Below are 23,843 nucleotides of genomic sequence, written 5' to 3'. Positions count from 1 at the left end.
CATGCCCCCCCTCTCTCCACAGAAAAATCAAGAAAGCAGGACTCTGTGACCGCCACCCTGGTGCGCGCACCGCGCACATTTCACGTCTTCACAGATTTTCTCGTGCGCTACGGCGTGCTCGCGATGGCACTCATTCTGATCATCGGTTTTTCCTTCGTCATTCCAGGTTTTGCCAGTCTGACCACGGCATCCGCAATCTTGCAAGCGCAGGCCGTGGCCGCGATCGCCGCACTCGGAATGACCATGGCTGCCGTCGTGGGCGATCTGGATCTGTCTGTCGGAGCGACCGCGGGGCTGTCGGTGACGGTTGCGGCAATGGTGATGATTCGGTTCAACCTCACCGGCGTGACCGCGATCATCTTCTGCTTGCTCGCCGGGCTCGCGGTCGGCTGCTTGAATGCCTTCTTGATCGTGGTGCTCAGGATTCCCGATCTGCTCGCCACGCTCGGCGTGATGTTCACGATTCAGGGACTGAAGAAATGGTTGGTCGACGGGCAGACCCTCACGACGGGCATGACGCTGCCGAACGGCGAGAAGATGCCGGGCAAGTTCACTGCTGACTTCAGCGCGATCGATGGGTCGAAGCTGTTCGGCGTGCCGATCTCGGTCATCGTGCTCATCGTGGTTGCCCTCGTGGTCTGGATCTTCTTGGAGCGCACGCGCTTCGGTCGCGTGTTCTATGCGGTGGGCGGAAACCCGGTCGCCGCGCGACTGGCCGGCGCCCGAGTCAACCGCTACCGCTTTGCGGCCTACGCGATCTCTGGCCTGCTGGCATCCATCGCCGGAATCATCCTGGCCTCGCGGTTGCGTCAGGGTGATGTGACGGCCGGTGACTCCGTGCTGCTCGACGCCGTCGCCATGACCTTGATCGGCTTCGCTGTTCTCGGTGCTCGCAAGCCGAACGCACTGGGCACGGCTGTGGGCGCCGTCTTCATCGGGGTGCTGCTCTACGGCCTGACCCGCCTCGGGCTCAGCTACTTCACGCAGGACCTGATCAAGGGTCTCGTATTGTTGCTCTCGCTGGTGCTGTCATTCTCGTTGTCACGGAAAAGAGTTAAATAATGAGCGGATCCATGCTGACCACTGACACTGTCGCGCAGTACATTGCCGGCCGGCCGGTTCTGCGTGATCTCGTGGACGTCACGGAATTGACCGTCGACGAGGTGGGCGACGGCAATCTGAATCTGGTCTTCATCTGCCGGGATGGCGCGGGAAAGGCGATCGTTCTGAAGCAGTCGCTGCCGTACGTGCGGTTGGTTGGGCCCGAGTGGCCGATGACCGAGGATCGCGCGGCCCGGGAGGCTCACTCGCTCGCTGTGCACGGCGCACTGGCGCCGGAATGGGTGTGCGCGCTGCTCGAGTTCAACGAGGAGCAGCACGTGCTCGCACTGGAGGATTTGACCGATCATGAGGTGCTGCGCACCCGGTTGAACCACGGCGGATCCCACGCCGGAACGTGTGAGCCCATGGGCCGACTGGTCGCGCGGGTGTTGGTGGGTACGTCGTGGATCGCACTCGGCGAAGAGGCGTTCCGGTTGCAAGCCAGCGAAACGGTCAATACCGAGCTGTGTCGCATCAGCGAGGAACTCATTTTCACCGAGCCGTACCTGGGCAGCGCACGCAATAGTGTGCGCCCCCTGGCCGAAGCCCGTGTCGCGGCGCTGCAGCAGGATGCGAGCTGGGTGTCCGCGGCGATGCGCATGAAGCGCCGATTTCTGACGGTGCAGGAGGCGCTGGTGCACGGCGATCTGCACTCGGGCAGCATGTTTGTTCGCGGGGAAGTCGGCGAGCCGAACTTCTCGGTGAAAGCGTTTGACTCGGAGTTTGCGTTCTACGGACCGATCGGCTTCGACCTGGGCCTGCTCTGGGGAAACATCCTGGCCGCTGCGGTGCGTGCCAGTGTGCGGGGCGAGACGGAGCGCGCGCTGTCCCTGCTGGACGAAATCGAAGTCGTCTGGGAGGCATTTGTCGACGAGCTTCGTGCGGCCTGGCCCCTGCGCACTAAACCAGAGCAATATTCCGACGCGTTCCTCGACTCGTGGCTCGTCGACATCCTCGATGATTCGTGGGGTTTCGCCGGATGTGAGGCGGTTCGTCGGGTGATCGGCTTGGCGAAAGTCAGTGACATCGAAACCCTTGACGACGATGAATACGAGCGTGGCGTCGAGCTGATGTTCACGATCGGGCGATCCTGGTTGGTTGACCGCTCGACCCGGACCTTCGATGAGCATCGTGAGCAGTTCGCTGCGGCGCTGCAGTCGGTGACCGTCTAACCGCACCCGGGGGAGGTGCGTGCGGGCCTCTGTGCGTCGGACCGGGGCTCGGTGAGGTGCGGGACTGCCGCAGCAGCGACGGCGCTCTCCAGCGCGACCCGCACCGCGCGCACGCTCGGCCGATCGGCACTGGATCGCCGCGTCGCGGTGAAGACCGTGCGTTCCGGGCGACCGGGCAGCTCCACGAGATTCACGCTGGGCGAACCACCCGACCAGACCAGATCGGGCAGGATGCCCACCGCGTTGCCGGATTCGATCAGGCGAATATGCGCCATCAGGTCGGCCGTCTCGAAGCGCACATCCGGTTCGAAACCCGCCGAGCGACAGAGCTGCGTCGCCCACTGCCGTGCCGCGGTGTCGGCCGGTTCCATCACCCAGGGAAGGGTTTCCGCATCGGCGAGTGAGTGGATCGACCCGGCCGAGGTGAACAGCGGAACGGCTAAGCGCAACGCGTCGGTGGCCAGCGGCATCCGGTCGAGATCGGCGCGGTGTGGGCGGGTGTGGCCGGGGTACTGCTCGGCGATCACCAGGTCGAAGTCGCGGGCCGACACCTCGAAGAGCCCCACCTCCGGCTCGCGTTCGGTGATCTCCACGCGCAAGTGGGGGTAGCTGTGGCCCAGAATCGTGAGCGCGCGCGGGATCACGGCGTGGGCTGCGGACTGGAAGACGGCGACGCGCACGGTTCCCGAGACCGTGGTGAGGGATGCCGTCATCTCGGCTTCGGCACGCTCAAGACGCTCGAGCAGGTGGCCGGTGTGTTCCACAAGAATTTCGGCCTGCGGGGTGAGCTGCACCCGCCGGCCCACCTTCTGCAGCAGCACTGCGCCGGCCTCCTTCTCGAGCAGAGCGAGCTGCTGGGAGACCGCGGATGGACTGTAGGCAAGCGCCTCAGCCACTCCGGCGAGCGTGCCTCGAATCTTCAGCTCACGCAGGAGCCGCAATCGTCTCAGATCCAGCATGCTGTCCCTCGGTCTCGGTCGATGAAATCATCAGTAATTCTAATGAATATCCATCAGAAAGATTCGCTTTTACTTCACGGAGCAGGCGGGCACACTGGAACTGATTTCATACCCTGAGCCCCCTCCACGAGCAGTTTCGTCGGCCCGGCGCAGCAGACACAGCGAACGGAAGACTACCCTCGTGACCATGACCAATTCCGCAGTTCCAACCAGCCACGAGCCCGAGATGGACCTCGCGAATGAGGTCGTCGCCCTCGTCAAAAAATGGCTGGCCACGAGCACCGAGATTCCAGTCGACGTGTCGGCCGAGCGCCTGGCCGGGGTACTGAAAGACCCGAACGGACTCGATTTCACCGTGGGGTTCGTTGACGGCGTGATGCGCCCGGAAGACGTCATGGTCGCCGGGTACAACCTGCAGCGCGTGGCGAAGAAGGCGCCGGGATTCCTCCCCACCTACATGCGAGGGGCCATCGGTGCCGGCGGAGTGCTCGGCCCCGTGCTGCCGTGGGTCGTGATTCCGGCGGCACGCGCCGTGCTGCGCCAGATGGTCGGTCACCTGGTCGTCGACGCGACGCCCGCCAAGCTCGGCCCGGCGATCGCCCAACTGCGCGCATCCGGAAACCGTCTCAACATCAACCTGCTCGGCGAAGCCGTGCTGGGTGAGAAAGAGGCGCTGCGACGCCTCGAGGGCACACGCGAGCTGCTGGCTCGAGACGATGTCGACTACGTGTCAATCAAGGTGTCGGCCATCGCCAGCCAGCTTTCGATGTGGTCGTTCGACGAAGCCGTCGCGCGTGTGATCGAACGCCTGACCCCGCTGTTCCGTCTGGCCGCAGCCTCGCCGACGCCCAAGTTCATCAACCTCGACATGGAGGAGTACCGCGACCTCGACCTCACCATCGCGGTGTTCGAGGGCATCCTCGATCAGCCGGACCTGACCACCCTCGAGGCCGGAATCGTGCTGCAGGCGTACCTGCCCGACGCGCTTGGCGCGCTGCAGGGCCTGACCGCCTGGGCGAAGAAGCGCCGTGCAGCCGGGGGAGCCCCTATCAAGGTGCGCATCGTCAAGGGTGCCAACCTGGCCATGGAACACGTCGATTCCGCGGTGCACGGCTGGCCGCTCGCCACCTATTCGACCAAGCAAGACAGCGATACCAACTACAAGCGTGTGCTCAACTGGGCGATGACCCCCGAAAACACGGATGCCGTTGCCCTCGGGGTCGCCGGACACAACCTCTTCGATGTGGCCTACGCACATCTGCTCTCCGAGCGCCGCGGTGTCGCCGATCGGGTGGAGTTTGAGATGCTGCTCGGCATGGCCGCGGCCCAGGCCGAGGCCGTGAGTCGCGATGTCGGACGCCTGCTGCTCTACACGCCGGTGGTCAACCCGGCCGAATTCGACGTGGCGATCAGCTACCTGATCCGCCGCCTCGAAGAGAACGCCAGCTCAGAGAACTTCATGTCGGCCGTGTTCGAACTGACCAGCTCACCGGAGCTGTTCGAACGTGAGAAGGAACGCTTCCTGGCCTCGTTGGCCGTACTCGACGCCGACCCGCTCACCGTGCCCGGACCGAACCGCGGTCAGAACCGGGCCGAGCAGGCCGAGCAAGCGAAAACCAACCGCGTCGCGGCCAACCCCGGTGCGGGAACGGATTCGGAAGCGGATGCCGCAGCCTCCTTCACCCGATCCGCCGCCGACTCCGCCGACCCGCAGCTCACCGCCGCAGTGCTCGGCCTCACCCGCGGATCGAGCGGGATCGTGCCGCGCGGCGGGTCGGCATTCAGCAACGAACCCGACACCGACCCGTCTCTTCCCGCCAACCGCGCCTGGGGGCGGAGCATCCTGGCCCGGGTCGACGTCAGCACGCTCGGTTGCGATGTGATCGCGGCCGCCCGAGTCGAGGAGCCCGAGGCGCTGGACCGGATCATCGACACCGTCGTGGCGGCCGGCACCGCCTGGGGACAGAAGACCGGTGCCGAGCGCGCCGCCGTGCTGCACCGCGCCGGGCAGGCTCTCGCCGCGAACCGTGGTCGCTTGATCGAAGTGATGGCCTCCGAGACCGGTAAGACCATCGCTGAGTCGGACCCCGAGATCAGCGAGGCGATCGACTTCGCACACTATTACGCCGAACGGGCCAAGGACCTCGACGCCGTGCAGGGTGCCATCTTCGTGCCGTCCAAGCTCATCGTCGTCACCCCGCCGTGGAACTTCCCCGTCGCCATTCCGGCCGGGTCGGTGCTCTCGGCGCTTGCCGCGGGCGCCGGCGTCATCATCAAGCCCGCCAAACTGGCCCAGCGTTCCGGCGCGATCATGGTCGAGGCGCTCTGGGAGGCCGGAGTGCCGCGTGAGGTCCTCGCGCTCGTCGACCTGGGCAACCGCGACCTCGGCACCCAGCTGATCTCGCACCCCGCCGTCGAGCGAGTCATCCTGACCGGTGGCTACGAGACCGCGCAGTTGTTTCGTTCGTTCCGCAGCGACCTGCCCCTCCTCGCCGAGACGAGCGGGAAGAACGCCATCATCGTCACGCCAAGCGCCGACCTCGACCTCGCCGCAGCCGACGTCATCAAGAGCGCGTTCGGGCACGCGGGCCAGAAGTGCTCGGCGGCCAGCCTGGTGATTCTCGTCGGTTCAGTGGGTAGATCCGAGCGATTCACCCGACAGCTGGTGGATGCCGCAACCTCGATGCAGGTCGGCTACCCGGCCGACCCCGCCACCCAGATGGGCCCGATCATCGAGCCTGCCAACGGAAAACTGTTGCACGCCCTGACCACGCTCGGCATCGGCGAGCAGTGGTTGGTCGAGCCGAAGCAGCTCGACGACAGCGGCACGCTGTGGTCGCCCGGCATCCGCACCGGGGTGGCCCCCGGCTCATATTTTCACCTCACCGAATTCTTCGGACCCGTGCTCGGGATTATGCGTGCACGCACGCTGGAGGAGGCGATTCGCTTCCAGAATGCCGTCGACTACGGCCTCACGGCCGGTCTGCAGTCGCTCGACGCCGACGAGTTGACCGAGTGGCTTGCGACGGTTGAGGCCGGAAACCTCTATGTGAACCGTGGAATCACGGGGGCGATCGTCGAGCGCCAGCCGTTCGGTGGCTGGAAGCGTTCCTCGGTGGGAGCCGGCACGAAGGCGGGCGGACCGAACTACCTCTATGGTCTCGGCAGCTGGGTCACCGATCCCGGCAAGAACAGTTCAACCCTGCACCTGCGCGGTCTTGAGCAGCGTGTGACCCACCTGATCGAGGCGTCGCAGAGTTCGCTCGACTACGGCGACTTCGACATTCTGCGTCGCTCGGCCCTCAGTGACGCCATCGCCTGGCGTGAGGAGTTCAATACGGTGAAGGATGCCTCGGCTGTCGGCCTCGAGCGCAACCTGTTCCGTTATCTGCCGCTCCCGGTCACGGTACGGCTCGGCGAAGACGGCACTCTTGGACACCTGCTGCGCGTGATCGCGGCGGCGACGCTGTCTGGCTCACGGTTCGTCGTATCGAGTGCGATTCCGATCCCGCCGGCGGTACGTGACCTGCTCGACGCGAGCGAGATCCCGGTGACCGTCGAGAGCGATGCGGAGTGGCTGCAGCGCGCCGCGAGCGGCCAGATCACGACGAGCCGTGTGCGGCTGATCGGCGGTGACCGTTTCGCGGGGGCCGAGGCCGGCGCATCCGCTCTGCTTGCGGCTCTCGGGGGTAGCCCCGACATTGCGGTGTACTCCCACCCTGTCACCCAGGCCGGTCGGGTAGAGGTGCTGCCGTTCCTCCGCGAGCAGGCCATTTCGATCACCGCGCACCGATTCGGAAACCCGAGCACGCTGTCGGATGGTGTGATCTGATTCAGTCCGCGTGACCTGATCGAGCGGGCGCGAACTGCGCCGTCCGCAGGCCGTCGGCGGTCTGAACCCGCCGGCGGCAGGCGCTCCTGACGTCGCATTCCGTGCGCGGGCGCGCTCAGGGGATTGTGAAACGTCAGGCGCGGGCGTAGCTTCTGGTTCAGCTAGCCTCTGCATCGCAGCGGTGCTTCCGCATCTTCTGTGGCCCAGAGGTCAATTCCCCCAAGGAGGCGCCCTGATGAGCGACATTACGCCATTGCGAAACGCGGTTCGAAACGGAAGCGGTCTGAAAAGACTCGGTGGAACGTGGGGGGAATGCCTCGCGGAATTCCTCGGCACGTTTGTGATCATCGCCTTCGGTGATGGTGTCGTGGCAATGGCGGTTGCGGCATTGCCCGGGTCAGGCCGTACATCCAGCGCGACAACGATCTTCGATGCGGCCGGTGACTGGCTGCTGATCACCTGGGGTTGGGCGTTCGCCGTGATGCTCGCCATCTACATCGCCGGTGGCGTGAGTGGGGCTCACCTGAACCCCGCTGTCACCCTGGCATTTGCGCTACGACGCAAGTTCGCCTGGAAAAAGGTCGGGCCGTATATGCTCGCGCAGGTTCTGGGCGCATTCGTGGGTGCCGCACTGGTCTACCTCGTTTACTACAACGCAATCGACGCGTATAACAAGGCGGTCGGTGTCGCGCGTGATGCGGCCGGAGGCCTCACGACGTTCTCGATCTTCGCGACCTTCCCCGCCAAGTATTTCGAGGGCAACATGGTCGGCCCCCTGATCGACCAGATCGTGGGCACCGCGTTCCTGCTGATCTTCATCGTCGCGATCATCGACATGCGCAACACCGCGGTAAAGGCGAACCTCGGCCCCCTCGTGATCGGCCTCGCCATCGCCGCCATCGGCATGTCCTATGGCGCAAACGCCGGATACGCGATCAACCCGGCCCGTGACCTCGGACCGCGTCTCTTCGCGTGGGCCGCCGGTTGGGGTGATGTGGCAATGCCGGGAACCGTCACCGGGGCATTCAGTTGGTATTTCTGGGTTCCAATCGTCGGGCCCCTCATCGGTGGGATCATCGGCGTGTTGCTCTATGACTGGTTCATCGGCGACATCCTGCACGCGCGCGGAACGAAGCTGGAGCCGGTCGGTCGTACTCGCGAGGACGCTGACCTGGACTGAGCGTCAGGCTGGAAGCGCGCCCGTCTCGGTGATCGAGGCGGGCGAGCCCGTGTCGAGGCGGGATCTCGACAGGCTCGATCAGCGGTGGGGGCGCTGGTTTCGTTGGTCGAGCGTGTCGAGACCCTGGTTCCCGGGTTTCGAGGCTGGGGTCGATCGACGACCCGTTGGTCGAGCGTGTCGAGACCCTGGTTCCCGGGTTCGAGGCTGGGTCGCGGGATCTCGACGAGCTCGATCAGCGGTGGGAGCTCGATCAGCGGTGGGAGCTCGATCAGCGGTGGGAGCTCGATCGGCGGTGGGAGCTCGATCAGCGGTGGGAGCTCGATCAGCGGTGGGGTTCGCTGAGGCGTTCCGTGAGAAACTCGACCACCCGCTGGCGGGCGGCGAGCGTCGGGTGACCGGGCGTCTCGCGCATCTCGGTGGTGAGCACCGAGTGCGCGGTCTTCGGGAAACCCGCACTATTGCCCGCGGAGGAATCGAGTTCGATGACCTCAAATGCATCGCCGAGGCGTGCCGAGAGAGTGTCGAATCGACCGCGCGGCGAACTGGAATCCTCGCTGAAGCGCAGGCCGAGAACACAGAGATTGTCGCTCGTGGTGCGGGCTGCGATCCGATCCAGCTCGGCTGTGCTGAGTCCCGGGTCGATCTGTCGGGCGCGCCCGACTGGAAAGGGCACCGCCGGCTGGCTGAGAACAGGAGCCAGAACGACATCATCCACTGCGGTGGCCAGAGCGAACCCTCCGGTGAAACACATGCCGATGACGCCGACGCCGGGACCTGGCGTGCGGGAGGCCAGATCGGCCGCAACGGCCCGGAGGTAGGCGGTGATCGGGCGCCGGGCATCCAGGGCGAAGGCACGGAATTCCGCTGCGACGCAGAGTCGCCCGATCACTCGGGCGATAGCGGCACCGTTGCTGGGCCCGCCGGGGGTGCCGAACAGGGACGGCACGACAACGGTGAAACCACTGCTGACGAGATGATCGGCCAGCGCGAGAACCTCGGGGGTGATGCCCGGGATCTCAGGGATCAGGACCACGCCGGGTCCGCTCCCTTTCTCAAAGCAGTCGTAGCTGAGTCCGACGGCCGAGAATGGGGCGCGGCTCCAGCCGGCGAGATCTGATCGCGGTGGGGTGTCGGCCGCGGAGGCGTTGGTTGGATCTGCACTGTCGGTCATGGCTGTCCTGTTCGGTGTTCTGAAACCTGCGGTGGGGCCGAGGAGCCCAGTGTGACAGCGAATCGAGTGGCCTGGCGAGGGGTGGTGTTGATTGGTCGCATCCGTGCGGTGGGTATGCCCCGCTCTCGGTAGTCTCATCTCATGATCCTCCCGTCCGGCACGCAGTCCCAGCTCGCGGGGCTGCTGCCCACTCTGCTCGGCCTGACCCTGCTGATTCTCGTCGTCGTCGTGGTGTTGCGGGGCTACCGTACCCCCCGACCGTATGCGCCGGCGTGGGCACTGCTGCGTGGAATCCTCCAGCTGGCGGCGATCAGCCTCATCCTGGGCGGAATTATTTCGAGCCCACTCTGGGTGGGCGTGGGATTGGTGGTGATGTTCTGTGCGGCGGTGACAACCGCCACCCGTCGAATCGGCATGTCGTGGGGCCGCCTCGCAGGCATGGCCGCGGCGATGGGTGCCGGGGTGCTTCTTGCCCTGGTGATTGTGTTCGCGACGGGGTCGATCGAATTTTCGCCCCGTTACGTGCTGGCCTATGGCGGCATCATCATCGGCAACGCCATGTCGATCGCCACGATCGCCGGTCGCCGGTTCAATGAGGCGGTCGGGGAGCATTGGGATGAGGTCGAGGGCTGGCTGGCGCTTGGCGCGCGGCCGCGTCAAGCGACGCGAGACCTGGCCCGGCGCGCCATCCATTTCGCCATGATCCCGTCAACGGATCAGACCAAGACCACCGGGCTGGTCACGCTTCCCGGCGCGTTCGTCGGCGCGATTTTCGGTGGGGCCTCACCGCTGGAAGCGGGACGGTTTCAAGTCGTCGTGCTCGCCGGCATCCTGTGCGCCGGGTCGGTCGCGGCCGTCGCCCTGATCCACCTGCTGGCGCCCGCGCTGCAGAAACCGGCCGTGATCGCGACCTGACCGTGGCGTGCGCCGGTCTGGGTTACGCTCCAGAGCGGTGAATCAGGCGTGACAGAACGATGGCGCTTCGAGTGTGGTCGACATTGGGTGCCTGGCGGACTCGCTCGAGGGCGTCCTCGAGGCTCGGAATGTCGCGAGCCCGGATATGCACCATCGCGTCAGCGCTGCCCGTGACGGTGCCGGCGTCGACGACCTCGGGCACACTCGAGAGGATGCGCAGCAATTCGTCGGGCGCCACGGTGCCGCGGCAGAACAACTCGACGTAGGCCTCGGTGGCCATGCCGTCGACGGCCGGGTCGACCTGAATCGTGAAGCCACGGATCACACCGTCGGAGACCAGGCGGTCGACGCGGCGCTTTACCGCTGACGCCGACAGGCCGACGACCGAGCCGATGTCGCCGTATCCGGCACGCGCATTCTGGCGGAGAAGGTCAAGAATGCCGCGGTCGAGGTTGTCCATTGCCCGAGTCTACGGTAGATAATTGCGCCAAGGGGGGAAGGTGCGCAGAATATTTGCGCAATTCAGCATGAAGTGTTGAATCGTGTCGTGCCAAACTGAACTTGGCGTCTCGTCGCGTGAGATTCATATTCTGCGACGGGCTCTCGTGAGCGACCTGGTCCGCCATCCCTCGGGACTGTACCGACGGCATCCGCCGGGCAGAACCACGATGAAGGAGTTCCCATGTCAACCGCCCTCAACGAATCTGCCGCGATGGCTGTTCCGCAGCGCACGCCCGTCACCCGCACTGTGCTCATGTGCAAGCCAGAGTATTTCACGGTGGTCTACCGAATCAACCCCTACATGGACCCCTCGCTGCCGACCGATACCAGCCTCGCCGTGAAGCAGTGGGAAACGCTGTATGACACCTACGTGGGGCTCGGCTTCGACGTGCGCCTGATCGACCCGATCGACGGACTGCCCGACATGGTCTATGCCGCGAATGGCGGCTTCGTCATCGACGGCATCGCGTATGGCGCAAAGTTCACCTTCCCGCAACGTCAGCCGGAGGGTCCGGCCTACATGGACTGGTTCGGCCAGGCCGGTTTTGATGTGCGCGAGCCGGTCGAGGTCAACGAGGGCGAGGGCGATTTTCTGCTCGTCGACGGCGTGATTCTGGCCGGCACCGGCTTTCGCACCGCCTCGAACAGTCATGAAGAGATTGCGTCGATTTTCGGGCGCCAGGTGATCACTCTCACCCTGATCAACCCCAGCTTCTATCACCTCGACACCGCGCTCGCGGTGCTCGACGACACCAACATCGCCTACCTGCCGAGTGCGTTCGACGAGCCGAGCCTCATGATTCTGCGCGATCGTTTTCCGGATGCCGTGATCGCCACCGAAGCCGACGCTGCAATCCTCGGCCTCAACTCCTTCTCTGACGGTTACAACGTGGTCATCGCCTCGCGTGCGAAGGACTTCGAGCGCGAGCTGCGCGCCCGCGGCTACAACCCGATCGGAGTCGATCTGTCGGAGCTGCTGCTCGGCGGTGGCGGCGTGAAGTGCTGCACGTTGGAACTGCGCCGCTAGCACGGCGAGATCCCATCACGACGCTTTCAGTCGGCGGGGAGCGCCACGGTGCGAAATCCGCTGTTCGACATTGAGGAGTCTGCGGTGTTCGAAGAGCGGGCCGCGCTGCGGTAGCGATTGCAGTAGGAGTCGTGGCAGAGGAATGAGCCGCCGCGCAGCACTCGGCCGGTGCCGCGGGCGGGCCCCCGCGGGTTGAGAGGGTCGTGGGAGAGGTAGGCCTCGGCGCTGAACCAGTCGGAGCACCATTCCCAGACGTTGCCGACGGCTTGCCAGAGTCCGTAACCGTTGGGGCGAAAGCTGCGTGCGGGCGCTGTGGTGAGCCATCCATCGGCCAGCGTATTGTGCCGGGGAAAGTCACCCTGCCAGATGTTGCATTGCCAGCGGCCCAGGCCGCTCAGGAGCTCATTGCCCCAGGGGAAGCGTTGGCCGTGCGCCCCTCCGCGCGCGGCGCACTCCCACTCCGCCTCGGTCGGGAGTCGGCGGCTGGCCCATCGGCAGTAGGCCATGGCGTCATTCCAAGACACGTGCACGACGGGGTGGTCGTTCAGCCCGTCGAGGTCAGAGAGCCGCCCTCCCGGATGCCGCCAGTCCGCTCCACGTACGCCGTGCCACCAGGGCGTGCCTCGCACTGGTTCGAGTACATCAGTGCGCGGGGCGGCAATCGACAGATGAAATACCGCAGAGAACTCGTAGCGTTCCGCCTCGGTGCGATACCCGGTTGCGTCGACAAAGGCGGCGAAGTCGGCGTTGGTCACCGCGGTCGCGTCGATGGTGAACTCGCGAAGCGTGACGTCGTGCACGAAATGCTCACCGTCGCCCGGTTTGCCGTCGCCGAAGGGGTCGCCCATCTGGAACGTTTGGGCCGGAACGGCGCATTGCTCAATCGCATGCGTCTGCGGTCGTGATACGCCCGTGTCGACGGCAGCCGCATCGCCGGAAATCTGCGGTCGTCTCGCCACGACGGGGCCGTCGGCAGGCTCCACTGCCGCGGTCGTCTCGCTCGGTTCCGAGTGGCGAGGTGGCTGGCATGCGCATCCGTCGCCATCCTGCGGGTCTCTCGGCGGCCTGGTCGATTCGGTCATGGGGTCAACTCCGGCTTCGATGACGGGAATAGAGGGACGGATGCGCGCGCGGGCCTTCGGCGTCGGTCCAGCGCCATCACTGAATGGTACGCACGATTCGTTCGGCGGTTGGCTGATGCCCCGGTGCGGCCAGCTCGTCGGTCTGCGGAATGCGTGGCGACGATCTGACCGCACCGGGGCAGAGGTGTGGCGGCTACTTGGCGACGGGTGTGGCGGCCGGGGCCTTCTTGGCGGCGGGTGTGGTGGCCGGGGCCTTCTTGGCGGCGGGTTTGGTGGCCGGGGCCTTCTTGGCGGCGGTCGTGGTCGTCGGCGCAGCGCTGGCAGCTGTCTGCGCGGCCGGGGCCTTGGGCGTGGTGGCTTTCTTCGCGGGTGCGGCTGCCTTCGGTGCCGGTGCCGGAGCCGTGGTCGCCTGGGCGGCGACCGGCTTTCGCACCGGCGCCTTCTTTTCGGGAACCGCAGCCGCGGCATCCGTCAGCGGGCGAGCGATCGGCATCATGGTGGCGAGCTGCGTGACGTGCTTCGGGCTGAGCTCGTCGAGGGAGGCGACTTCGAGCAGCTTCATGGTGCGCTCGATTTCGGTGCGCAGAATCTCGATGGTCTTGTCGACGCCGCGGCGCCCGCCGGCCATCAGGCCGTAGAGGTAGGCGCGACCGATGAGCGTGAAGTCGGCGCCGAGCGCGACGGATGCGACGATGTCGGCGCCGTTCATGATGCCGGTGTCGATCTGCACCTCGAGATCGTTCCCGACCTCGCGAGCAACGGCGGGCAGCAGGTGGAAGGGGATCGGGGCGCGGTCGAGTTGGCGTCCACCATGGTTCGAGAGCACGATGCCGTCCACGCCGAGGTCGGCCAGAAGCTTCGCGTCTTCGACGGTCTGCACGCCCTTGACGACGAGCTTGCCCGGCCACATCGACCGGATCGTCGCCAGGTCGTCAAACGAGATCGTCGGGTCCATGGCGTCGTTGAGCAGTTCACCCACGGTGCCGCCCGTCGACGAGAGCGAGGCGAACTCGAGTTTCGGTGTCGTGAGGAAGTTGATCCACCAGGCCGGACGGGGCAGTGCATTGATCACGGTGCCCGGGGTCAGCTGCGGCGGAATCGAGAATCCGTTGCGCTTGTCGCGGTGGCGGGCCCCGGCGACCGGGGTGTCGACCGTGAAGAACAGCGTGTCGAAGCCCGCGGCGGCGGCGCGGCGGACGAGGTTGTACGAGACTTCGCGGTCCTTCATGACGTAGAGCTGGAACCAGTTACGGCCTGAGGGGTTCGCGGCTTTCACGTCTTCGATCGACGTGGTGCCGAGCGTCGAGAGCGTGAAGGGGATGCCCGCCGCGCCAGCCGCGCCGGCCCCCGCGGTCTCGCCTTCGGTCTGCATCATGCGGGTGAAGCCCGTCGGTGCGATACCGAATGGCATCGCACTCGGACCGCCCAAGACCTCACAGCTCGTGTCGACGACGGGCACGTTGCGCAGGATTGCCGGGTGAAACTCGACGTCCTGGAACGCCTGGCGGGCACGGGCCAGCGAGATTTCACCCTCGGCCGAGCCCTCCGTGTAGTCAAACGGCGCCTTCGGCGTGCGACGCTTGGCGATGGAGCGCAGGTCGGCGATGGTCAGCGCCTTCTCAAGTCGACGGTCGGTCGGGTTCATCGTCGGCGTCTTGAACTTCATCAGCTCGGCGAGCTCGAGCGGGTTGGGGAACTGGCGTTTCACCACGGGCGGGACTCCTTCAATTGGTCGGGCAACCGCCCGGTGAGATGGGTTTCGGCGTAGTAGCCGGAGATGTGGTCATGAATCCGGATGCCGGCGCTCGCGGCATCTCGGGCATCGATTGCGTCGACGATGTGGTGGTGCTCGCTGCGCAGTCGCGCCGCCGTGGCACGCCAATCGGGCAGCGCGGGAAGGCCCGCCAGAGCGTAGCTCTCGACCGAATCTCGCAGGCCCGCCATGATCGCCGTGACGACCTGATTGCCCGAGGCCTCCGCCAGTGCCACATGGAACTGGGCGTCGAGAGCGAGGAACCCGGCAGGGCTGAGCGCGGGGTCATCCATCGCGACCAGCAGCAGGCGTGCGGCGTCGAGGGCGGCCGGCGCGACGGCATCCGCCAGACCGCGCACGATCTGGGTCTCGAGAAGCAATCGCGTCTTGACGATGTCGGTCACCGCGAAGCCCTGGGCCGCGACCTGCAGACGCATCAGGGCCGACATGCCGCCCTGAGGGGTGGCGATGATGATCGCGCCGGCGCGGGGGCCCGAGCCGGTTTGGGTGCGAATGAGCCCGAACCCCTCGAGTACGCGCACGGCCTCACGCACGCTGGAACGGCCCACACCGAGTTCGATGGCCAGAGTGCGTTCGGGGGGTAGGTGGTCGCCGGGCTGCAATGCACCATCGAGCATCTCACGCTCGATGTGCCGCAGGACGAGCTCCCAGGCGCGTGGTTCGGCGGGCATGGGATCCTCTCTGGTGCGGGCGAGCATGTGTGGTCGGACCACACGATAGCACAGCGGCACGGGCGGGCGGGGGAAGCGACCGGGGCGCCTACCCGAGCAGCGTCTCGCCGACGAAACCTCCCTCTGCGCATCCGGGCGGAACGGCGAAAACGGAGGAGCCGATCGGCGTCGTCCACTCGTTGAGGAGGTCAAGCTCGTCGAGCCGCCGTTGAATGGGCACGAACTGAGCCGTGACATCGGCCTGGAACGAGGCGAAAAGCAGCCCCGAATTCGAGACTGACCCTCCGAGGGGTGTCTCGTCGTAGTTATACCCGCGCCGAAAGATGCGCTCCTTCGCATTCTCTGACCGGGCCCGAGCGAGGTGCGAGAACTCGGGGATGACCGGGAAACCGATCGGTGTGGTGGCGGTGAAGTCGGGCTCGTCATGTTCCCCGCTGCCCGTCAGCGGAGCCCCATTCGACAAGAATCGGCCGACGGACTGCTCGCGGCCGCCGCGGTCGAGACGATCCCAGGTGTCAAGGTTCATCTGGATGCGCCGCAGAACCAGACTGGTACCGCCGGCCAGCCAGCCGTCGGGGCACCAGACCAGTTCGTCGAAATCGTCGGTGCCGGGGGTGAGATTCACGGTGCCGTCGACCTGGCCGAACAGGTTGCGCATGGTCGTGCCCGATTGCTCCGTGCCCCGTGCGCGCCTGAACCCTGCTTGGGTCCAGCCGACGGATGCGAAAGTGCGGGTGTCTTTGAGCAGCATCCGAATGGCGTGGGCACGGGTCAGAGCATCATCGGAGGCGACCTGGATCAGCAGGTCGCCTTCGGCCCACGCCGGGTCGAGCCGGTCGATGCCGAAGGGCGGCAGGGGCCCGAGCCAGTCCGGAGCCACTCCGCCTGCGCGGGCGATGAATCCCGGGCCGAACCCGAATGTCACCGTCAATCGTGCCGGCGCGGTGCCGAGCTCCGGTTCGGAATCGGCCAGCGCCGGCCTGCCCTGGGTCAGGCGGGCGGCATCATCGGTGAGCAGGCGCATCAGGCGTGTGAGGGCGGCGCGGTCGACGTGATCGAGCAGAGTCAAGCTGACATAGGTGACGTGAGCCTGGGGTTCGGTCGCGATTCCCGCCTGGTGACGCCCGTAAAACGGCACCGTGTTGCCGCCGTGAAGCGACTCGGACGCAGCGCTGCCGGAATCCGACGTGGCCGCGGCGGACTCAGCGGCGGGCTCAGTCGCCACCCCGCCGGACGCGGACGGCGCGGGTGGGCGCAGTGCGAGATCGGCGGCGATGGCCGTGACGGCGCCGACACCGGCGACGGCTCCTCCGAGGAGGAGGCGTCGCCGGGACAGCCCGCCGCGACCAGGCGATGCGTCCTGGTCGTTCGCCATTACTTGGTGTGTCCCGCGTGCTCGTCCGACTCGATGTCGGAGTGCGGGGTCGTCGCGTCGTCGTAGTTTTCGTTCGCGCCCGAATAGTCCTTCGCCGGAAGAGTGACGGTGAGTGTCGAGTCGTCCGAGAAGGTGAGGGTGAACCGAACATCGTCACCCGCCGTGATCGGCTGAGTCAGGGCCATGAGCATGATGTGGTTCGCTCCTGGCTCGAGAAGCAGGCTTCCCCCGGCCGGAACGGTGAATCCGCCGTCCTTCTCTCGCATCATCATCTCGCCGGACTCGTTGTTCACTGTTTCGTGCAGCTCGGCCCTCGCCGCAGCGGCGGTTGTGACTGCGACCAGGGTGATATCGGTCGTCCCCGAGTTCTTCAGCTCACCGAACCCCGCGGTCATTCCCGTTTCGGCGGCCTTCACCCAGGCGTTGTCCAGGGTGATGAGATCGCTGGCCGTCGCCGCGGAGTGAGCGGATGCGGGGGCGGATGCGGTTGGTTCGACGGCGCCGCCGCATCCGGTCAGAACCAGTGTTGCGGCGGCGACGAGTGTGACGAGTGGCGTGGTGCGTGTGCGCATAAGAGGAATCCCTTTCGATGAATTCACGGAGATGTGGTGGTGATGGTGATGGTGCTGGTGCTGGTGCTGGTGCTGGTGCTGGTGCTGCGGAGGGTGTTGGGTGGAGTGCCGCCGGTGTCGGTCGACGTGCGGTGTCTGCCGGAGGTCAGCCGGATGAGCTTCCTGAGTCGGGGCCGGACGGCACCGACTCAGTGGTGTCCGGCTTGGGCGCTGCACGGGGTTCTGCGATGCGCTTCGGGCCGCGCGTCTTTCGTGCCAGAGCCCAGGCCGCGGCTGCGATGCTCCCGGCGACGAGCGATCCGATGATGCCGATGAGCACGGAGCGCAGAAGCCCCGACGGTCCCGACGGTGAGGTGGATGCCGGCCCCGCACTGCCCGCCGCGTTTTCCGCGGCCGCCGCGTCGCTCCCGGATGCTGCGCTATCTGCGGCATCCGTGGCGCCCGTCGTACCCGGAATGCCTGTCGTACCCGGAACGCCGGTCGTACCCGGAATGCCGGTCTCGACCGTGAACGGGATGACGCCACTGATGGGATGGCCGTCGGCCGAGACCACCCGCCAAGCGGCGGTATAGCTGCCGCTCGGCAGTGCCGGATCGACCCGCATGACGGCGCGGGAACCGGTGAGCGTCGGCTCACCCTGGTGCCAGGTGATGCCGGCTGGGTCGGTCACCCGCACGATCGCACCGATTGTCAGAATCTCGTTGGTGAAGTTCAACTCGATCTCGGCCGGGGCGGCGGTCAGTCGCTCGTTCTCAGCGGGAGAGCTGGAAGCAAGCTGTTCGTGGGCCTGCGCGGGCGTGACCTGGAGGAAAAATATCGCGCCGACCAGTGCGACAGATGCCGCAGCGGCCAACGCTAGAAACGGGGGAACACGAGCCATGTCAAACCTCATTCTCGAAGAGCAGTAAACGGTGGCCGGGTGCCACGAACGCCCGAACAGCGCAGGCCGGCTGGCCCGGCGCGGGGTGACGGAAGGGCTCGTTCCTTCGGGGCGCCGAGCGTGCGGGCATCGGACGAGAGGACGCCGAGCGTGCGGGCGTGTGCGCGCTCTGCCTGCGGGCGTGTATCGGGGGAAGGTCGCCCCCCGTTGCTACTGCGGCAGAGCGCGAGCTCGCAGACAGGGGTGACTCAGCACCGACGGACGATCAGCCGATCGAACACACCGGCACGGACGGATGATCCGTGCGCGATCCGTGGCACGCAGCACGCGATATTACGAGCACACCGCGGTGGGTGGACCTCGCCGCAAGACCGTCGAGGGGAACACTCCCAGCGGCGTCAGGGTGAGCTGCGTCCAGAGCGCCGCGGTGCTGCGGGGCCGTGAAGCGGGGCTGAGAACGGGCACGTCGAGCGCGGGAAGGAGGAGGGAGACAACGACCCGGCTGACATTCTGGAGGCTCGTGAAAACCGTTTCGCTGCGGTGCAAAAAGGCGACGGTGAGAAGTGCGGCAAGAGCGTGGGCGACCCACATCCCTCCGTCGGCGAGACCCGAGTCTGCCGCCGACAGGTCACCCGATGGGAGCGTGAACGCCAGCCCATGGGCGCCATGGCCGTGGAGTGCCTGCGGGCCGAGGTCAGGCACCGTTCCGCCCGCGGGCACGGTACCGAGCACGAAGAGGGTATGGAACAGGAACTGGCTGAGCGCGACCGAGCCGGCCAGCCGCCACAACGTCAGTTGGCGCCCACTCAACAGCACGCACAGCGGGATCGACAGGGCCAGGGGGGTGATGACACCCCAGACGCCTGGCATCTCGCCACCACCCATGATGTGCGAGAGCACGGCGACGAATGTCGCGAATGCGGCAGCGACAGTACCGCGGAGGGTACGAATCGCTCTGGAAGTGCGCACCAGATCAGTCTGGCAGACTTACCGCTCACCCGAGCGCGCCACGGGGGCGGCTTCTGTCGCGGTTCGCAGCGCTGACCAGCCTGTCGTTACGAACGCACCACCACGTTGACGGGGGCGTCGCCGGCCAGCATGAGGTCGATCTGACGGCGAAGTAGTCGTGCCATTCGTGGCATCATCGCGGTCGAGGCTCCGCCGACGTGCGGGGTGATCAGTACGTTCGGCAGGGTGAAGAGCGCATGCCCCGGCGGCAAGGGCTCGGGGTCGGTCACGTCGAGCGCGAGGCGAAGACGTCCGGATGCGGCATGCGCAAGCAGCGCGTCGGTATCGGCCACCGGCCCCCGGGCGATGTTCACCAGCAGGGCGCGGTCGCGCATCTGGGCGAGAAAGGCGTCGTCGACGAGGTGATGCGTGGATTCCGACAGCGGAACCCCGACCACGACGATGTCTGCCTGGGGCAGGAGCGTCGGCAGCTCATCGATGCCGTGAATGGGACCGCGCTCGTCGGTGCGGGCGCGAGACGCGACGCGCACGACATCCGTCTCGAACGGCAAAAGCCGGGCCTCGATCGCCTGGCCGACCCCGCCATAACCGATCAGCAGCACCGTTCGATCGGCCAGACTCGCGTGCCGGGCGGGAGCCCAACGGCCCTCGTCGGCAGCCCGCACGAAATCAGGAATTCCGCGCTGCGACGCGAGAATCAGGGCCAGGGTGAGCTCGGCGGTCGAGGTTTCGTGCACGCTCGCCGCGTTGGCGAAGACGTGCCCGGGCGGCAGGATGTCGGCCACGCCGTCGTAGCCAATCGACTGGCTCTGCACCAGACGCGTTGTCACGCCGGCGAGGGCGCCCAGCTTGCCTGTCGCTCCCATGTAGGGCGGCACGACGATGTCGAGCGCCCCAGCGGGCGGCGCACCCGTGAGGTCCCACTGCACGACGTCGACACCAGTGGGCAGTTCGCCCAGGGCGTTCAGCGCGCTGAGAAGGGCGGTTCCGGGCAGGCTCACGGTCAGTCGGGTGTCGGTCATTCTTCGAGCCTAGCGAGCGGATGCCGCGGCATCCGGTGTTCCTCTGCGCTCCGGTGCGGCCGGTGCCTAGGTACGCCGGCGCGGCGCGTAGTGCAGCGGCTGGATGCTCGCGGCGACGAGGCCACGGAGGCTCTCCAGGTCTCCCGAGACAAGGCCGGCCGCGCGCGCTTGCACGAGTACGTTGCCGAGCGCCGTCGCCTCGACCGGTCCGGCCACGACGGGAATGCCGGCGTGGTCGGCCGTGAGCTGGCAGAGCAGCGCGTTCTGCGAGCCGCCGCCGACGATGTGGATCGTGCGCACCGTCGTGCCCGACAGCTCCGACGCCGTCTGCACGGCAGACGCGAAGGCACGGGCGAGGCTCTCGATGATGCTGCGCACGAACTCGGCCGGGCTGGTCGGCACCGGCCGACCGTGTTCGACGCACCACTCAACGATGCGGGCCGGAATGTCGCCGGGCTCCATGAAGCGAGGGTCGTTGGCGTCGAAGATCGCGACGGGAACGCTCACCGCCTCGGCCGCCGCGACGAGGGGCAGCAAAGAGATGCTGGGGTCGACCCTCTGCCAGGTGCGTACCGATTCGCTGAGCAGCCAGGTGCCCATGACGTTGTGCAAGAAGCGCACGCGCCCGTCGACGCCGCCCTCGTTGGTGAAGTTGGCCGCGCGACTGGCCTCGGTGAGCACCGGCTGATCACGCTCGACGCCGACCAAGCCCCAGGTGCCGCACGAGATGAACGCGGCATCCGGGTCGGTCATCGGCACGGCCACCACAGCGGATGCCGTATCGTGCGACCCGACCGCGACGATCGGGGTCGCGGCGGCCAGGCCGGTGGCGTCGGCGACGTGCGGGAGGAGGGTGCCGATGCGCTCGCCGGGCTGCACCAGCGGGGGAAACAGCTGCCGGGGCAGGCCCAGCCTCGCGATCAGCGTGTCATTCCAGCGCGGCTCCTCGCCGCGTCGGGCCGGGAGTGAGAGCAGGCCCGTCGTCGACGCGTTCGTGCTTTCAGCCACGCGGGCCCCACTCAGCCAGAACGCGATGAGGTCGGGCACAAGCAGCGCCTGATCGGCCAGGGCAAGAAGGCCGTGGGTCTTCTCCGCCTCGAACTGGTAGAGCGTGTTGAAGGGAAGGAACTGCAGGCCGTTTTCGGCGTAAAGATCGGCGAACGCAATCCGATCGTGAACGGCTGTCACACCCGCCGTCGTGCGCGAATCACGGTAGTGAAACGGTGTGCCGAGCAGCCGGTCGCCGCGCAGCAGACCGTAATCGACCGCCCAGGAGTCGATGCCGATGCTCGCCAAGCCGGGGGAGAGCCGGGCGGCCTGGCCGAGCCCCTCGAGCACCGAACGGTAGAGCCCGAAAATATCCCAGTGCAGACCGTCCGGCATCTGCACCGGCGTGTTCGGAAAGCGATTGACAGCCTCGAGTCGCAGTTCGTTCGGGCCGACGTGGCCGAGCATGACTCGGCCGCTTGTGGCGCCGAGGTCGACGGCGGCGACGGTTCCGTTACTCATGAATGCTCCCTGCAGTGATTGTCACGACCACCCCAGCGGCGACCGTTGCGGCGAACGCGCGGCGACTCTGGGCGAAACGTGCTAGCGCAGGAACGCTGCCGCGACACCCGCGTCGACGGGAATGTGCAGCCCCGTGGTGTGCGAGAGATCGTTGGAGCAGAGGGCGAACACGGCGTTGGCCACGTTCTCGGGCAGCACCTCGCGCTTGAGCAGCGTGCGTTGTGCGTAGTACGCGCCCAACTCATCTTCCGGCACGCCATAGACCGCGGCCCGCTTGGCACCCCAGCCGCTCGAGAAGATGCCGGAGCCGCGCACGACGCCGTCGGGATTGATGCCGTTGACCTTCACGCCGTGCTCGCCGAGCTCGGCGGCCAGCAGCCGCACCTGGTGAGCCTGGTCGGCCTTCGTGGCCGAGTAAGCGATGTTGTTCGGCCCGGCGAAGACGGAGTTCTTCGACGAGATGTAGACGATGTCGCCGCCGAGCTTTTGGTCGATCAACACGCGGGCCGCGGCGCGCGACACCAAGAATGAGCCCTTGGCCATCACGTTGTGCTGCAGATCCCAGTCGGCGACAGTGGTCTCCAGAAGCGACTTCGACAGCGACAAGCCGGCGTTGTTCACGACGAGGTCGAGACCACCGAAGGCGAGCACCGCCGCATCGACGGACGCCTGCACCTGGTTCTCCTCGGTGACGTTGGCTTGCACGCCGATGGCAACATCCGTGCCGCCGATCTCTGCTGCGGCAGCCTGCGCACTCTCGAGGTTGAGGTCGGCGATGACGACGCAGGCGCCCTCGGCGGCCAACCGGGTGGCGATGGCTTTGCCGATTCCGGAGGCTGCGCCCGTGACCAGGGCGACCCGGCCGGCCAGCGGCTTGGGCTTCGGCAGGCGGGCGAGCTTTGCTTCTTCGAGTGCCCAGTACTCGATGCGGAACTTCTCCGCCTCGTCGATCGGAGCGTAGGACGACAGTCCCTCCGCGCCGCGCATCACATTGATGGCATTGAGATAGAACTCGCCGGCCACCCGCGCGGTCTGCTTGTTTGCGCCGTAGCTGAACATGCCGACTCCCGGCACGAGCACGATCAGCGGGTCGGCGCCTCGGATGGCGGGCGAGGTGGGCAGGGCGTTGCGGTCGTAGTAGGCCTGATAGTCGGCACGGTACGTCTCGTGCAGTTCCTGCAGGCGACCGAGCGACTCCTCGACCGACGCATCGGCCGGCAGATCGAGCAGCAGCGGCGTGACCTTGGTGCGCAGAAAGTGGTCGGGGCAGCTGGTGCCGAGGGCGGCCAGACGCGGGTGCTCTGCACGGGCGAGAAAATCGAGCACGGCTGCGTCGTCGGTGAAATGGCCGACCTGCGCGCGGTCGGTCGAGACCAGGCCGCGAATGGTGGGAGCAAGCGCGGCGGCCTTGGCCCGGCGCGCGGATTCTTCGAGAGCGCCGTATCCGTCGAGTTCCGCACCGAACGGCTCGGCCTTCGAATGCGCGGTGATGTAGTCCGCGGCGGTGTTGATGATCCTGAGCGAGTTCGCTTCGGCTTCGGCCGAGGAGTCGCCCCACGCCGTGATGCCATGGCCGCCCAGGATGCAGCCGATGGCGGCGGGGTTAGCTTCCTTGATCGCGGCGATATCGAGGCCCAGCTGGAAACCGGGGCGACGCCACGGAACCCAGACGACGGTGTCACCGAAGATGGTGCGCGTGAGTGCTTCCCCGTCGGCCGCCGTTGCGATCGCGATGCCCGAGTCGGGGTGCAGGTGGTCGACGTGCGCGGCATCGACGAGACCGTGCATGGCGGTATCGATCGAGGGGGCGGCGCCGCCCGTGCCGTGCAGGGTGTAATCGAGAGCGGCAACCATCTCATCTTCGCGGTCGAGGCCGGCATAGACGTTGGCGAGTGCGCGCATGCGGTCCAGCCGCAGAACGGCCAGGCCACTCTCGGAGAGGGTGCCGAGGTCGCCGCCCGAGCCCTTTACCCACATGAGCGGAACGGATTCGCCCGTTGCCGGGTCGATCGCTGTGCCCTTGGCGCTCGTGTTGCCGCCCGCGAAGTTGGTGTTCTTCGGGTCGGCACCGAGCCGGTTCGAGCGGGCGATCAGCTCGGCTGCCGCCGGGTTCAATGTTGTCTGAGTCATC

Annotated in this window: 18 protein-coding genes and 1 pseudogene; 6 read left to right on the top strand and 13 right to left on the bottom strand. The window is 66.6% G+C overall.

Features of this window, described 5'->3' with window-relative positions; genetic code table 11:
• The first annotated feature begins 45 nt into the window (after positions 1 to 45).
• Both HNR05_RS13240 and mtnK read left to right on the top strand, forming a co-directional pair.
• A complete protein-coding gene (locus HNR05_RS13240; RefSeq protein ID WP_218868895.1) occupies positions 46 to 1,062 on the top strand; it encodes an ABC transporter permease subunit in 1,017 nt (338 codons plus the stop codon).
• Positions 1,062 to 2,273: an S-methyl-5-thioribose kinase gene (gene mtnK / locus HNR05_RS13235; protein WP_179579574.1), complete on the top strand. Its 1,212-nt coding sequence runs from the start codon at positions 1,062 to 1,064 to the stop codon at positions 2,271 to 2,273. Before HNR05_RS13240 ends, mtnK begins: the two co-directional genes overlap by 1 nt.
• On the opposite strand, the gene HNR05_RS13230 is transcribed toward mtnK, so the two are convergent.
• Positions 2,270 to 3,232, bottom strand: coding sequence for a LysR substrate-binding domain-containing protein (locus tag HNR05_RS13230; protein ID WP_179579573.1), 963 nt, complete (start codon positions 3,230 to 3,232; stop codon positions 2,270 to 2,272). The genes mtnK and HNR05_RS13230 overlap by 4 nt on opposite strands.
• 187 nt (positions 3,233 to 3,419) lie before the next feature.
• On the opposite strand from HNR05_RS13230, the gene HNR05_RS13225 reads away from it, so the two are divergent.
• Together HNR05_RS13225 and HNR05_RS13220 are read left to right on the top strand one after the other, a co-directional pair.
• Positions 3,420 to 7,064: a proline dehydrogenase family protein gene (locus tag HNR05_RS13225; protein ID WP_179579572.1), complete on the top strand. Its 3,645-nt coding sequence runs from the start codon at positions 3,420 to 3,422 to the stop codon at positions 7,062 to 7,064.
• A 235-nt stretch (positions 7,065 to 7,299) separates the two neighbouring features.
• Positions 7,300 to 8,244 carry an MIP/aquaporin family protein gene (locus HNR05_RS13220; protein ID WP_179579571.1) on the top strand — a complete coding sequence of 315 codons (945 nt, stop codon included), beginning with the start codon at positions 7,300 to 7,302 and terminating at the stop codon, positions 8,242 to 8,244.
• A gap of 322 nt (positions 8,245 to 8,566) precedes the next feature.
• On the opposite strand, the gene HNR05_RS13215 is transcribed toward HNR05_RS13220, so the two are convergent.
• The gene (locus tag HNR05_RS13215; RefSeq protein ID WP_179579570.1) at positions 8,567 to 9,415 is read right to left on the bottom strand and encodes a dienelactone hydrolase family protein; all 849 of its coding nucleotides are present in this window, start codon (positions 9,413 to 9,415) and stop codon (positions 8,567 to 8,569) included.
• 141 nt (positions 9,416 to 9,556) lie between these two features.
• On the opposite strand from HNR05_RS13215, the gene HNR05_RS13210 reads away from it, so the two are divergent.
• Positions 9,557 to 10,330, top strand: a complete 774-nt coding sequence (locus tag HNR05_RS13210) for an ABC transporter permease (protein WP_179579569.1) — start codon at positions 9,557 to 9,559, stop codon at positions 10,328 to 10,330.
• Between the two features lie 22 nt (positions 10,331 to 10,352).
• Here HNR05_RS13210 and HNR05_RS13205 read toward each other — a convergent pair whose 3' ends face one another.
• Positions 10,353 to 10,790: an Lrp/AsnC family transcriptional regulator gene (locus tag HNR05_RS13205; RefSeq protein ID WP_179579568.1), complete on the bottom strand. Its 438-nt coding sequence runs from the start codon at positions 10,788 to 10,790 to the stop codon at positions 10,353 to 10,355.
• Between the two features lie 222 nt (positions 10,791 to 11,012).
• On the opposite strand from HNR05_RS13205, the gene ddaH reads away from it, so the two are divergent.
• Positions 11,013 to 11,858, top strand: coding sequence for a dimethylargininase (gene ddaH, locus HNR05_RS13200; protein ID WP_179579567.1), 846 nt, complete (start codon positions 11,013 to 11,015; stop codon positions 11,856 to 11,858).
• A gap of 26 nt (positions 11,859 to 11,884) precedes the next feature.
• Here ddaH and HNR05_RS13195 read toward each other — a convergent pair whose 3' ends face one another.
• The 10 genes and pseudogenes from HNR05_RS13195 to HNR05_RS13150 form a co-directional block, all read right to left on the bottom strand.
• Positions 11,885 to 12,940, bottom strand: coding sequence for a formylglycine-generating enzyme family protein (locus HNR05_RS13195; protein WP_179579566.1), 1,056 nt, complete (start codon positions 12,938 to 12,940; stop codon positions 11,885 to 11,887).
• 478 nt (positions 12,941 to 13,418) lie between these two features.
• Positions 13,419 to 14,651: pseudogene (locus HNR05_RS13190) on the bottom strand (alpha-hydroxy acid oxidase); the annotation flags it as partial.
• Positions 14,645 to 15,385, bottom strand: coding sequence for a FadR/GntR family transcriptional regulator (locus HNR05_RS13185; protein WP_179579564.1), 741 nt, complete (start codon positions 15,383 to 15,385; stop codon positions 14,645 to 14,647). The gene HNR05_RS13185 and the pseudogene HNR05_RS13190, both read right to left, overlap by 7 nt.
• A gap of 88 nt (positions 15,386 to 15,473) precedes the next feature.
• Positions 15,474 to 16,760 carry a Dyp-type peroxidase gene (locus HNR05_RS13180; protein ID WP_179579563.1) on the bottom strand — a complete coding sequence of 429 codons (1,287 nt, stop codon included), beginning with the start codon at positions 16,758 to 16,760 and terminating at the stop codon, positions 15,474 to 15,476.
• Positions 16,760 to 17,332: a copper chaperone PCu(A)C gene (locus tag HNR05_RS13175; protein ID WP_179579562.1), complete on the bottom strand. Its 573-nt coding sequence runs from the start codon at positions 17,330 to 17,332 to the stop codon at positions 16,760 to 16,762. Before HNR05_RS13175 ends, HNR05_RS13180 begins: the two co-directional genes overlap by 1 nt.
• Positions 17,333 to 17,477: 145 nt before the next feature.
• Positions 17,478 to 18,212: a copper resistance CopC family protein gene (locus HNR05_RS13170; RefSeq protein WP_179579561.1), complete on the bottom strand. Its 735-nt coding sequence runs from the start codon at positions 18,210 to 18,212 to the stop codon at positions 17,478 to 17,480.
• 333 nt (positions 18,213 to 18,545) lie between these two features.
• A complete protein-coding gene (locus HNR05_RS13165; protein WP_179579560.1) occupies positions 18,546 to 19,181 on the bottom strand; it encodes a hypothetical protein in 636 nt (211 codons plus the stop codon).
• 86 nt (positions 19,182 to 19,267) lie between these two features.
• Entirely contained in the window at positions 19,268 to 20,203 is a 936-nt protein-coding gene (locus tag HNR05_RS13160) for a 2-hydroxyacid dehydrogenase (RefSeq protein WP_179579559.1), read from the bottom strand.
• Positions 20,204 to 20,269: 66 nt separating this feature from the next.
• Positions 20,270 to 21,712 carry a rhamnulokinase gene (locus tag HNR05_RS13155; RefSeq protein ID WP_179579558.1) on the bottom strand — a complete coding sequence of 481 codons (1,443 nt, stop codon included), beginning with the start codon at positions 21,710 to 21,712 and terminating at the stop codon, positions 20,270 to 20,272.
• Between the two features lie 81 nt (positions 21,713 to 21,793).
• Complete coding sequence (locus HNR05_RS13150; RefSeq protein WP_179579557.1) at positions 21,794 to 23,842, bottom strand: bifunctional aldolase/short-chain dehydrogenase; 2,049 nt, start codon at positions 23,840 to 23,842, stop codon at positions 21,794 to 21,796.
• Between the last annotated feature and the right edge of the window lies 1 nt (position 23,843).

The sequence above is a fragment of the Leifsonia psychrotolerans genome (genome assembly GCF_013410665.1).
In the GTDB taxonomy this organism is placed as follows: Bacteria; Actinomycetota; Actinomycetes; order Actinomycetales; family Microbacteriaceae; genus Cryobacterium; species Cryobacterium psychrotolerans_A.
Note: the sequence above shows the minus strand (reverse complement) of the source record. Positions and strands in the feature narration are given on the sequence as shown.

Coding starts and splice junctions, on each gene's coding strand:
- HNR05_RS13205 (WP_179579568.1), bottom strand. CDS start 10,790: ATGGACAACCTCGACCGCGGCATTCTTGACCTTCTCCGCCAGAATGCG.
- HNR05_RS13195 (WP_179579566.1), bottom strand. CDS start 12,940: ATGACCGAATCGACCAGGCCGCCGAGAGACCCGCAGGATGGCGACGGA.
- HNR05_RS13210 (WP_179579569.1), top strand. CDS start 9,557: ATGATCCTCCCGTCCGGCACGCAGTCCCAGCTCGCGGGGCTGCTGCCC.
- HNR05_RS13185 (WP_179579564.1), bottom strand. CDS start 15,385: ATGCCCGCCGAACCACGCGCCTGGGAGCTCGTCCTGCGGCACATCGAG.
- HNR05_RS13220 (WP_179579571.1), top strand. CDS start 7,300: ATGAGCGACATTACGCCATTGCGAAACGCGGTTCGAAACGGAAGCGGT.
- HNR05_RS13230 (WP_179579573.1), bottom strand. CDS start 3,232: ATGCTGGATCTGAGACGATTGCGGCTCCTGCGTGAGCTGAAGATTCGA.
- HNR05_RS13215 (WP_179579570.1), bottom strand. CDS start 9,415: ATGACCGACAGTGCAGATCCAACCAACGCCTCCGCGGCCGACACCCCA.
- HNR05_RS13160 (WP_179579559.1), bottom strand. CDS start 20,203: ATGACCGACACCCGACTGACCGTGAGCCTGCCCGGAACCGCCCTTCTC.
- HNR05_RS13225 (WP_179579572.1), top strand. CDS start 3,420: ATGACCAATTCCGCAGTTCCAACCAGCCACGAGCCCGAGATGGACCTC.
- ddaH (WP_179579567.1), top strand. CDS start 11,013: ATGTCAACCGCCCTCAACGAATCTGCCGCGATGGCTGTTCCGCAGCGC.
- HNR05_RS13150 (WP_179579557.1), bottom strand. CDS start 23,842: ATGACTCAGACAACATTGAACCCGGCGGCAGCCGAGCTGATCGCCCGC.
- HNR05_RS13180 (WP_179579563.1), bottom strand. CDS start 16,760: ATGGCGAACGACCAGGACGCATCGCCTGGTCGCGGCGGGCTGTCCCGG.
- mtnK (WP_179579574.1), top strand. CDS start 1,062: ATGAGCGGATCCATGCTGACCACTGACACTGTCGCGCAGTACATTGCC.
- HNR05_RS13175 (WP_179579562.1), bottom strand. CDS start 17,332: ATGCGCACACGCACCACGCCACTCGTCACACTCGTCGCCGCCGCAACA.
- HNR05_RS13155 (WP_179579558.1), bottom strand. CDS start 21,712: ATGAGTAACGGAACCGTCGCCGCCGTCGACCTCGGCGCCACAAGCGGC.
- HNR05_RS13170 (WP_179579561.1), bottom strand. CDS start 18,212: ATGGCTCGTGTTCCCCCGTTTCTAGCGTTGGCCGCTGCGGCATCTGTC.